Source organism: Bradyrhizobium sp. (assembly GCF_050014615.1).
In the GTDB taxonomy this organism is placed as follows: Bacteria; Pseudomonadota; Alphaproteobacteria; order Rhizobiales; family Xanthobacteraceae; genus Bradyrhizobium.
Genome location: NZ_JBEKCZ010000179.1, coordinates 1 through 10,706 on the forward strand (window position 1 = coordinate 1; position 10,706 = coordinate 10,706).

At 63.3% G+C, this 10,706-nt stretch carries 8 protein-coding genes and 1 pseudogene; 4 read left to right on the forward strand and 5 right to left on the reverse strand.

Annotated elements, in window-relative coordinates; translation table 11 throughout:
- Positions 1-273, forward strand: a pseudogene (locus tag ABR948_RS23325) (beta-(1-6) glucans synthase); the annotation flags it as partial.
- Here the strand turns inward: ABR948_RS23325 and ABR948_RS23330 are convergent.
- Together ABR948_RS23330 and ABR948_RS23335 are read right to left on the reverse strand one after the other, a co-directional pair.
- Positions 233-613, reverse strand: a complete 381-nt coding sequence (locus ABR948_RS23330; protein WP_428122600.1) for a hypothetical protein — start codon at positions 611-613, stop codon at positions 233-235. The pseudogene ABR948_RS23325 and the gene ABR948_RS23330 sit on opposite strands and share 41 nt — an antisense overlap.
- A 201-nt stretch (positions 614-814) precedes the next feature.
- Complete coding sequence (locus tag ABR948_RS23335; protein WP_428122602.1) at positions 815-2,137, reverse strand: hypothetical protein; 1,323 nt, start codon at positions 2,135-2,137, stop codon at positions 815-817.
- Between the two features lie 174 nt (positions 2,138-2,311).
- Here ABR948_RS23335 and glmU point away from each other — a divergent pair, with 174 nt between their 5' ends.
- The 3 genes from glmU to ABR948_RS23350 all read left to right on the forward strand — a co-directional run bounded on the left by glmU (position 2,312) and on the right by ABR948_RS23350 (position 6,552).
- The gene (gene glmU, locus ABR948_RS23340) at positions 2,312-3,709 is read left to right on the forward strand and encodes a bifunctional UDP-N-acetylglucosamine diphosphorylase/glucosamine-1-phosphate N-acetyltransferase GlmU (protein ID WP_428122604.1); all 1,398 of its coding nucleotides are present in this window, start codon (positions 2,312-2,314) and stop codon (positions 3,707-3,709) included.
- Positions 3,710-3,865: 156 nt separating this feature from the next.
- The gene (glmS, locus tag ABR948_RS23345; protein WP_428122606.1) at positions 3,866-5,692 is read left to right on the forward strand and encodes a glutamine--fructose-6-phosphate transaminase (isomerizing); all 1,827 of its coding nucleotides are present in this window, start codon (positions 3,866-3,868) and stop codon (positions 5,690-5,692) included.
- Between the two features lie 98 nt (positions 5,693-5,790).
- Complete coding sequence (locus ABR948_RS23350) at positions 5,791-6,552, forward strand: DUF502 domain-containing protein (RefSeq protein WP_428122609.1); 762 nt, start codon at positions 5,791-5,793, stop codon at positions 6,550-6,552.
- Between the two features lie 143 nt (positions 6,553-6,695).
- On the opposite strand, the gene ABR948_RS23355 is transcribed toward ABR948_RS23350, so the two are convergent.
- From ABR948_RS23355 to ABR948_RS23365, 3 genes are all read right to left on the reverse strand, one after another.
- Positions 6,696-7,322 (reverse strand): trimeric intracellular cation channel family protein, encoded by a 627-nt coding sequence (locus ABR948_RS23355; protein WP_428122612.1) that lies wholly within the window; start codon positions 7,320-7,322, stop codon positions 6,696-6,698.
- 82 nt (positions 7,323-7,404) lie between these two features.
- Positions 7,405-9,513: an ATP-dependent DNA helicase RecG gene (recG, locus tag ABR948_RS23360; RefSeq protein ID WP_428122615.1), complete on the reverse strand. Its 2,109-nt coding sequence runs from the start codon at positions 9,511-9,513 to the stop codon at positions 7,405-7,407.
- Positions 9,514-9,661: 148 nt separating this feature from the next.
- A complete protein-coding gene (locus ABR948_RS23365) occupies positions 9,662-10,078 on the reverse strand; it encodes a hypothetical protein (RefSeq protein WP_428122617.1) in 417 nt (138 codons plus the stop codon).
- Between the last annotated feature and the right edge of the window lie 628 nt (positions 10,079-10,706).

Consider the following 10,706-nt stretch of genomic DNA (forward strand, 5'->3'; position numbering starts at 1 on the left):
GGGTTTGTGTTCGACCCCCGTTACAAGGATTTTCCGTTCGCCGCGCTGACGATGGCGGTGCTGCCATTGTCGCTGCTCGCGCTGCTCAATCGTCCGCAGCAGGGCGCGCGCCCGGTCAGCGAGGCGGTATTCGCAGGCCTGTTTGTGATCGCTGCGCTGTTTACCGGTTTCAACGAAGGGCCGAACAACTGGCAGTCGCTGTGGACCAGCGCGCTGTATTTCCTGCTCGGCGTTACGCTGTGGCAGGCGCGGGGCGTGCAAACCCCAAAATAAGCAGCCCGATCGCCAGACCCGACAGCTCGATATTATAGAGCACGATCCCCAACCCCGCGGCGATCACGCCGCCGGTCATCAATACAATCGACGGCCGGATCAGGTGCAGCGCTGCAATCACCAGCGCGGTGATGCCGAACACCGAGTTTTTGTAGAGCACGGTCGCCAAAGCCCGGGCCTGGCACAGCATGGTCTGCAGCCCGGCGTCGCAGGCCAGCGCCACGGTCGAGAACTCGATCGCGAGATAGCGCAGATAGAGCGCATAGCCGACGCTGAGGAAGCCGACGACCATGAGCCATTGCACCTGATAGGGCGTCAGCCGAAAGGGAGTTTTTTTCACGGGCGTATTTTCCGGCCAAATGGAACCAAGTGGGATCAAGTCGAAATCGGTTGGCCGCAGCAGGATGCGTCCACCCATCATTCGCATTTGACCGAATATGCGGGGGAATTGGGGGCGGGACAACCCGGGCGCCGCCGGCTCGTCCTGTCCGGTCGCGAAAACGCCTTAGGAATCGATCCCAAGCCATTGCAATAACAGGAGTTATTGGGGACTCCGGCCGAAAATCAGCGACAGCGTCGAGGGCTCAGGTTTCTTGGGCGGCTCGTCTTTGGGAGCCGCGGCGTGCTTGGAGGTATAGTGCCTGTTGTGCGTGGCCGGCTTGGCTGTCGTCGTTGTCGGGGCAGGTTGATCATTACCGTTCATGGCCAGGCGTTGGCCGTCGAACACCGTGGTCTCGCAGGGCCGCTCGTTGGCAATCATGCCGGCGCAGATTTTCGCCGCCGCGGCCGCATCGGTGAGCGGTCCGGCCACCAGCCGCAGCTGCATGCCAAGTCCGGTATTGCTCTCCTTGATCACGATGATCGGGCGCAACGCCGCCAGCGGTGCATTGGCTCTGGTTTTGAGCAGCCCGCGCCACAGCGCGCGCAGTCCGCCGACCGAATTGGCGCCGCCGAGATCGACGGCGAATTCGGTGCGCTGGACCTTGGGCAGTGACTCCGTGGCATCAGGCGCGTCGTCGGCCGCGGGCGGAACTGAGGCAACCACCTCCGGCATTGGCGTCGCTGTAACGGTCGTTGTAGCCGTCGCTGTAGCTGTCTTGGGCGGGGCGCTGGGCTCGATCAGTTTTCCGGCCGCGGGATCGGGCGGCCCCATCATGGATTTCGAGGCCATCAGCGGCGTTGACATGGTTTCCGCGGGCTTATTCGAAGTTGCCTGCGCCACCGATGACACCGCGGCCGGGGCGGGTTCCGTGGTCGCGGCAACCGCCGGCGGCTTTTCCGCCGTGGCCGTTACTGTCGGGGGCGTTATCGCGGCGGGGGCCGTGGTCGCCACCGGGGCCAGGGCCGGAGCGGGCGGCTGCTTCTGCGCTTCGGCCGGCGCCGCCGCATTCGGAGTAGCAGAGATTGGAGCAGCGGCGGCCGGGGCGGCGGAGGCAGCGGGAGCCGTGGCGGCTTGCGGCGAACCCGTCGCCGCATTCTGCCGCGCGATCGCGCCGGTCACCGAATCCAGACCCTGTTCCAGAACAGCGACGCGGGAGTACAGCCGGTCGCGATCGCCACTCAGGGTGTCGATGGCGGAGGCCAGGCGCCGCGCTTCGCTCTGGCTGTCCTTGGCGACGGTCTGAATTTGCTGCGATTGTCGCAACAGATCGGCGGCTGCGATCTGCTCGTGCCGCGATCCGATCGACGACTGGTTGGCGACCAGCGCGATGATCACGGCGCCGACCGCGCCAACCGCCCACGATCCGAGCCGCCACAGCGCGCGGCGGTCGAATTCATCCTCCTCGGCCAGGAAGCCCGACAACACGCCGCCGGTATTCTCGGTCTCGAAACTGCCCTTCAGATTGTCGGCATCCTTGGCCATCAGAAATTTTCGGCCCCCCTGAGGCCCATCCGAATCACACGGCAAACATTAACAGGAAATGCGCCCCGTTCCTGAATCCACGCACGACCGGACGCCGAATCGGGTTTCCATGACGGGTGAAAACGCTTTATGACGGCGGCGGCGTCATATCAGCCGTAATGGCAAGGGATTCGGATGACCGGCAAGAGTGGTACCGGCAAGACTGCTACCGACAAGACTGGCAGGAGCAGCCTGACCATCGTGCTCGCGGCAGGCGAGGGCACGCGGATGCGGTCCTCAGTGCCGAAGGTCCTGCATCCCGTGGCCGGCCAATCGCTGCTGGCGCATGTGCTCGGCGCCGCCCCGAAGGGAACCGGCGCATCGCTGGCGGTCGTGATCGGTCCCGGTCACGACGCGGTGACCGCAGAGGTCAAACGCCTGCGTCCGGATGCGGCGACCTTTACCCAGCACGAGCGCCTCGGCACCGCGCATGCGGTGCTGTCGGCGCGCGACGCCATTGTCGGCGGCGCCGACGATCTGGTGGTGGTGTTCGGCGATACCCCGCTGATTTCGGCCGCGACGTTTGAGCGCCTGCGCGCGCCCCTGAAGAAAGGCGCCGCACTCGCCGTGCTGGGATTTCGCGCCGCCGATCCGACCGGTTATGGCCGGCTCCTGGTCGAGGGCGGCCGGCTGGTCGCGATCCGCGAACAGGCCGATGCCAGCCCGCAAGAGCGCGCGATCGGACTGTGCAATGCCGGGGTGATGGCGTTCGACGGGCGCCAGGCGCTGGCGATCATCGACAAGATCGGCCATGCCAACAGCAAGGGCGAATATTATTTAACAGACGCCGTCTCGATCGTTCGAGACCTGGGACTGGAGGCCGTCGTGATCGAAACCAGCGAGGATGAAGTGCGCGGCATCAACACCAAGGCCCAGCTCGCCGAGGCCGAGCAGGTCATGCAGGCGCGGTTGCGCAAGGCCGCGCTCGATGCCGGCGTGACCATGATCGCGCCCGAGACCGTCTATCTCGCCGCCGACACCTCTTTCGGCAACGACGTGACGATCGAACCGTTCGTGGTGATCGGTCCCGGGGTGTCGATAGCGGACGGCGCGGTGATCCATTCATTCTCCCACATCGTGCAGGCATCGATCGGCAAACACGCCTCCGTCGGTCCCTATGCGCGGCTGCGGCCGGGGACGTCGCTGGGCGAGGGCGTGCGGATCGGCAATTTCGTTGAAACCAAGGCCGCGACGCTGGATGCCGGCGCCAAGGTCAACCATCTCTCCTACATCGGCGATGCCCATGTCGGCGAGGGCGCCAACATCGGCGCCGGCACCATCACCTGCAACTATGACGGCTTCTCGAAACACAAAACCGAGATCGGCAAGGGCGCGTTTGTCGGCACCAATTCCTCACTGGTGGCGCCGGTCAAAATCGGCAACGGCGCCTATATCGGATCGGGCTCGGTAATCACCAAAAACGTGCCCGACGACGCGATGGCCGTGGAGCGCAGCCAGCAAACCACCCGCGAGGGCGGCGCGGCGCGATACCGCGAGATGAAAACGCGCGGCAAGACGCCGAAAAGCGGCTAGTGGCGGACGTTGTTAAGCGTTCGGCTTAACGCTGTCTCAATTTAACGCTGTCTCAATCCGCAATAATTATTGAGTATCAGGTGATCGGCGTTTCTCGTTAAGAGGGACCTTAAGCCGGTTTGACGGTTTTTCGTCGATTTGGAGATATTGACCCGCATGTGCGGCATTGTCGGCATTCTCGGGCGCGGACCGGTCGCGGAGCAACTCGTCGACTCGCTCAAGCGGCTTGAATATCGCGGCTATGATTCCGCAGGCGTCGCCACGCTGGAAGGCGACCATCTCGCGCGCCGCCGCGCCGAAGGCAAACTCAGGAATCTGGAAACGCGGCTGCGGGCCGAGCCGCTGGCGGGCCATACCGGGATCGGTCATACCCGCTGGGCCACCCACGGCAGGCCGACCGAGAATAACGCGCATCCGCATGCGACCGCCCGGGTTGCCGTGGTCCATAACGGTATCATCGAGAATTTCCGCGAATTGCGCGAAGCGCTTGAGAAAAAGGGCGCGGTCTTCACGACCGAAACCGACACCGAGATCGTGTTGCACCTGGTCGATAGCTATCTGGCCCGGGGCATCAATCCGGTCGAGGCGGTCAAGGCCTCGCTGTCGCAGCTTCGCGGCGCGTTCGCGCTTGGATTTATTTTCGCCGGTGACGACAATCTAATGATCGGCGCGCGTAACGGGCCGCCGCTCGCGATCGGATATGGCGAGGGTGAAATGTATCTGGGGTCGGACGCCATCGCGCTCGGCCCGTTCACCGACACCATCGCCTATCTGGAAGACGGCGACTGGGTCGTCCTGACCCGCGCCGGCGCAACCATATACGACAAAAACAATGCGATCGTTCATCGCGACGCGATCAAGCACAGCGCGGCGACATCGCTGGTCGACAAGGCCAATTATCGCCACTTCATGGCCAAGGAAATTCACGAGCAGCCGGAAGTCGTCGGCCATACGCTGGCGCGTTACGTCGACCTGGCGACCGAGCGCGTGGCGCTGCCGCTGAAGCTGCCGTTCGACTTCAACGACATTCAGCGGATTTCGATCACCGCCTGCGGCACCGCGAGCTACGCCGGTTATATCGCCAAATACTGGTTCGAGCGGTTGAGCCGGGTGCCGGTCGAACTCGATGTCGCCTCGGAATTCCGCTATCGCGAGGCGCCGCTGCGCAAAGGCGATCTCGCGATCTTCATTTCGCAATCCGGCGAGACCGCCGACACCCTGGCCGCGCTGCGCTATGCGAAGTCGCAGGGCTTGCACACGCTCTCCGTGGTCAACGTGCCGACCTCGACCATCGCGCGCGAAAGCGAGACCGTGTTGCCGACCCTGGCCGGCCCGGAAATCGGCGTCGCCTCGACCAAGGCCTTCACCTGCCAGTTGATGGTGCTGGCCGCCATTGCGGTCGCCGCCGGCAAGGCGCGCGGCGAATTGTCCGATGCCGATGAAGCCAGGCTCGTGCACGGCCTCGTTGAAATCCCGCGGCTGATGGCGGCGGCGCTGGCCACCGAACCGCAGATCGAAAAGCTCGCCCGCGATATCGCCAAATGCCAGGACGTGCTCTATCTCGGCCGCGGCACCAGTTATCCGCTGGCGCTGGAAGGCGCGCTGAAGCTGAAGGAAATTTCCTACATCCACGCCGAAGGCTATGCCGCCGGCGAACTCAAGCACGGGCCGATCGCGCTGATCGACGAGAACATGCCGGTGGTGGTGATCGCGCCGTTCGACCGGGTGTTCGAGAAGACCGTCTCCAACATGCAGGAAGTGGCCGCGCGCGGCGGCAAGATCATCCTGATGACCGACGCCAAGGGGGCCGCGGAAGCCACCATCCAGTCGCTGGTGACGATCGTGCTGCCCGACATGGCCGCCACCTTCACGCCGATGGTTTATGCCATCCCGGTGCAATTGCTGGCCTATCATACCGCCGTGGTGATGGGCACCGACGTCGACCAGCCCCGAAATCTCGCGAAATCGGTCACGGTGGAATAGCCGCGCCCCGGCCTTCGCCGGGGTGGGGTCTTCAAAAGTCTGCTAGGATGGCTTAGCTGGCATGTGACAACGGCCGCTCCGACCGACCTGGAACCCTGATGAACCGCGAAGATTTGCCACCGACCGAACTGCCGCCGGACCCGCCGCGCGGCTTCATGGCCCGATTCCGCAATTATTTTCTTACCGGCCTGATCGTCGCCGGCCCGATCGCGATCACCTTTTACCTGACCTGGTGGTTCGTGACCTGGGTCGACGGTCTGGTGCGGCCGTTCGTTCCCATTGCCTACCGGCCGGAGACCTATCTGCCGTTCGGGTTGCCGGGCTCCGGGCTGATCGTCGCCGTGATCGCGCTGACGCTGCTCGGCTTCCTCACCGCCAATCTGATCGGACGCACACTGGTCGATCTCGGCGAAAGGCTGCTGGGTCGGATGCCGGTGGTGCGCGCGATCTACCGTGGCTTAAAGCAGGTGTTCGAGACGCTGTTCTCGGGCTCGGGATCGAGCTTTCGCCGGGTCGGGCTGGTTGAATTTCCCTCGCCGGGCATGTGGTCGATCGTGCTGATCTCGCAGTCGCCGAGCGTGGAAATCGCCAACAGCCTTCCCGGTCAGGAAGAGCATATTTCGGTGTTTTTGCCGTGCGCGCCGAACCCGACCACGGGTTTCTTCTTCTATGTCCCCAAGAGCAAGATCATCGAAGTCGAGATGAGCGCCGAAGACGCCGCGACCCTGATCATGTCCGCGGGCGTGGTGCAGCCGGGCTCCGACCCGCAGAAGAAAATTGCCGCTTTGGCCGGAATGGCGAACGCCGCCCGGGTCGCCAATTCATCCACACTGCAGCCGGCCCCGGCGAAGGTGGAGTGATTTTATTTCGTCATTCCGGGATGGTCCGAAGGACCAGACCTCAGATGTGCAATTACACATCGGGGAATCTCGAGATTCCGGATTCGCGTTTTCAACGCGCCCCGGAATGACGGCAAACCCGCGCCTCTACGCGATGTCGGCAGCTAATGCAGATGTGGCGTCGGCAAATGCCAGTGCTGCCAGATCGCGATGATCCGCGATACGAAGCAGGTGGCGCCGCCGAGCAGAGCTGCCCAATTGGCGCCGAGACCTAGCTTGCGCGCGATCACCATCGCGATGGCCCCGATAATGGCCGCGGATGCCAGGAAATCGGTCCGCAGGATCGTCGGGATTTGCGCCAGCAATACTTCACCCATGGTCAGGCCGCCGGTGCCGGCGATCGCGCCCATGATGATGGCGGCGATCGGCGTCAATTTGTACTCCATCGCCTTTTCGACGCCGGAGACCGCGAGCAACGACAGGCCCAACGCATCGACCGTGAGCAAGGCGATCTCCGGAACCTGCTCAATGACGTGGAACGAGAAAATCGTAAAGAGGCCTCCGGCGAGCGCGACAGCCGGTACCGGCCAGCCGCGCAACGCTTCCGGCGGGTGCTCGCCGACCAGAAGGTCGCGGGCTATCCCGCCGCCCATCGCGGTAACCAGCGAAATCACCATCACGCCGAGGAAATCGAGATCCTTTTCGGCGCCGATCGTCGCGCCCTGGATCGCCAGCACGAAGGTGCCGGTGAGATCGATCACGCGGAGCAATCGGGAGTCCTGTACGGCCATGGCAAATGTCCGCCTGTTCAAATGCTGCTATTCACGCTGTTTTCATGCCTCGATCCAAAATGCAAGCAGCGACGCCTGGTCGTTACCCGGCCCCAAGCAGCGGGATCGCCTCATCGCGCTCGAACAGATAGAGCAGGCAGCGCAGCGCCTCGCCGCGCTCGCCGGTCAGCTTCGGATTGTCCTTCATGACGCGCAGCGCTTCGTCGCGCGCCTGCGTAATGAGCTGGGCGTGGACGTCGGAGCGCGCGATGCGGTAGCCGGGCAGGCCGCTTTGGCGGACGCCCAGCACGTCGCCTTCGCCGCGCAGTTTTAAGTCTTCCTCGGCGATCCGGAAGCCATCGGTGGTTTCCCGGATCACCCTGAGCCGCGCCGTCGACATCTCGGTCAGCGGCTCCCTGTAGAGCAACAGGCAGGTCGAGGCCTCGGAGCCGCGGCCGATCCGGCCGCGCAACTGATGCAGTTGCGCCAGACCAAACCGCTCGGCGTTCTCGATCACCATGATGGTGGCGGCGGGGACATCGACACCGACCTCGACCACGGTTGTCGCCACCAGCAGCCCGATCCCGCCTGAGGCGAATTCGCCCATCACGCGGTCCTTCTCGGTGCCCTTCATCTGGCCATGCACCAGACCGACGCGTTCGCCGAATCGTTGTTGCAGACTTTCGAAGCGCTGCGTCGCATTGGTGAGATGTTCGATGCCCTCCGCGTCGGATTCCTCGACCAGCGGGCAGATCCAGTACACGCGCTTGTTTGCATCAAGCGCGCGGCCGACGGCGTCGATCACCTCATTGAGACGGCTGTTCGGCACCGTGCGGGTATCGATCGGCTGGCGGCCCGCCGGTTTCTCGCGCAATTCCGAGACGTCCATGTCGCCGAAATAGGTCAGCACCAGCGTGCGCGGGATCGGCGTCGCGCTCAGCACCAGCACGTCGACCGCGTCGCCCTTATTGGTCAGCGCCAGACGTTCGCGCACGCCGAAACGATGCTGTTCGTCGACCACCGCCAGCGCCAGCGACTTGAACACGACATCGTCCTGGATCAACGCGTGCGTGCCGATCAGGAAATCGATCTCGCCGGCCGCAAGCCGCGCCAGCAGTTCGCGCCGCTCCTTGCCTTTTTCGCGGCCGGTGAGGATCGCGACCCGCAGGCCGGCATGCTCGGCCAGGGGCGTGATGGTCTTGATATGCTGGCGCGCCAGGATTTCGGTCGGCGCCATCAGCGCGGCCTGTTTGCCGGCTTCGGTGACGGCGGCGGCCGCCAACAGCGCCACCACGGTCTTGCCCGAGCCGACATCGCCCTGCAGCAGCCGCAGCATGCGGATCGGCTGGCGCAGATCGTCCGCGATCGCGGCCGCGGCCTGCCGCTGCGACGTCGTGAGCGCGTAGGGCAGCGCATCGATGATTTTATTGCGCAGATGGCCGTCGCCGGCGTGGCGGTCGCCCGCAGGCCGGCGCAATTGCGCACGCACCAGCGCCAGCGCCAGTTGACCAGCCAACAGCTCGTCGAAGGCGAGCCGCGACCAATAGGGACCGTCGGGCAGGATATCCGTCAGCTCAACCGGCACGTGGACGCGGTTCAGCGCCTCCGCGATGTCAGGAAATTTGCAACGGCGGATCACCTCCGGGCTGATCCATTCCGGCAGTGCCGGCAGCTTCTGCAGCGCCTGCGCCATCGCGCGCCGCAGCGATCCCAGCGCCAGCCCCTCCGTCAGCGGGTAGACCGGATCGATGCCCGACAGCTTGGCGAAGCCGGCTTCATCGACCACGCGGTCGGGATGGGTAATTTGTAGGGTGCCGTCATACATCTGCGCCGTACCGGAGACGTAACGCTTGGCCCCGACCGGCAGCAGTTTTTCGACATAGCCTGGCTGGGCGCGGAAATAGGTCAGCACCACATCGCCGGTGTCGTCGCTGGCATGGACCAGATGCGGCGCGCGATGATTGCGCGCCGGCGTCGGGCGATGCCGGTCGACCGTCACCTCCAGCGTCACCACGGTGCCCGGCACCACGTCGCGGATTTTCGGTTGCGCGCGCCGATCGATCACGCTCGCGGGCAGATGCAGCAGCAGATCGACCAGCCGCGGCGTTTCATCACGGCCGAGCAGATAGCGAAACAATTTATCCTGCTTCGGCCCGACGCCACCCAGACTCGTGACCGGCGCAAACAAGGGATTGAGCAGTTGAGGGCGCATCGGGAAACCCTAGGACCGTTCCGGCTGGTCATGCCCGGCTTTCTTCTGTGCATCCACGGGTTTTTTGGTCCTGCTTTGGCAGAGGTTTGGCGGAGCCTGAGATGAATGCCAATCTTATGGCCAATAGCCGTCGGTTCACCCTAACCTCTCATCCGTCCGACAGTCTCCTGATGGTCCGCAAAGACGTCGCAATCAACACGAGAACAGAACAAGCCAGCCAAAGATAGTATCCCGGACCAAAGCCGCACACTTCAAAATCGCCTCCGCGGTCACCCCATACAGAGGTGAATGAAAAAGCAGTGCCGGCAGCTAGTGCGACAGCGACAGTGGCGGCCGCGAGGACGATAGCGGTTAATGCAAAGCTAGACTTGCGATTCTTCGTTAGTGCCGCAAAAAGCATCAAAGGATTTGCGATCCATCCGAACTGCCCATCGAGGAAGCCTGTCGGTCCAAGCACCAGAAAATTCAATCCCGCCGACCAGTTGGGTGCAACACATTGGAGGTCGATGCGTGCGGCTCTATCAAGCGAAACGGAGGGTAAGAGGAGCGAAAGGACGAACAGCACGAGCGCTGTCCATAGAAGTATCCTTATGATTTGCGTGCGACGAGTATCCGAGAACATAAACATAGCTGAACCTTTTTCGGTCTCCCTTGCGGGAATTGAGACCGTGAAATGTGCTTCGCAGGATGACCGGCGGCCAAACACATGGAGCGTTATAATCGGTATACAGCAATAAATTGTGCATTGTATGTGATGCACGCTTAGAGATTTCTCCCAACGGACAATTGTTGTTAATTACAAAATGGCAAGCGCGTCCGAGGGTTTGTTTTTGTTGATCCGCTCATATCGCCGACGCTACCTGCTTTCGACGAGGCGATGGGTTTCGCGAAGGGCTCGACCTATCTTACAATCTGCTGCCCGGCGGGCAAATCACTTGCTCGACCAATCTCGGGCGTGTCCAGCCCCTTTCGCAAAATATTCTGATTTTCCGAAGACCCAAATCACTTCACTCTCCGTCGCTGTCTCGTCCCACTCGAGGGGCGTATCGCGATCGTCACGGACGCGGGGCGGGATGCGGTGGACGCGGGCGGCGCTTCTGACGAGGGCGGCTTCCTGCGGACGGTGAAGTCGTGTGGTCCTGACGCCCCGACGCTGGCGTCAAGTTTTGCGGACTTGTTCGCAAGGCGATGGT

Coding starts and splice junctions, on each gene's coding strand:
- ABR948_RS23335 (WP_428122602.1), bottom strand. CDS start 2,137: ATGGCCAAGGATGCCGACAATCTGAAGGGCAGTTTCGAGACCGAGAAT.
- glmU (WP_428122604.1), top strand. CDS start 2,312: ATGACCGGCAAGAGTGGTACCGGCAAGACTGCTACCGACAAGACTGGC.
- glmS (WP_428122606.1), top strand. CDS start 3,866: ATGTGCGGCATTGTCGGCATTCTCGGGCGCGGACCGGTCGCGGAGCAA.
- ABR948_RS23350 (WP_428122609.1), top strand. CDS start 5,791: ATGAACCGCGAAGATTTGCCACCGACCGAACTGCCGCCGGACCCGCCG.
- ABR948_RS23355 (WP_428122612.1), bottom strand. CDS start 7,322: ATGGCCGTACAGGACTCCCGATTGCTCCGCGTGATCGATCTCACCGGC.
- recG (WP_428122615.1), bottom strand. CDS start 9,513: ATGCGCCCTCAACTGCTCAATCCCTTGTTTGCGCCGGTCACGAGTCTG.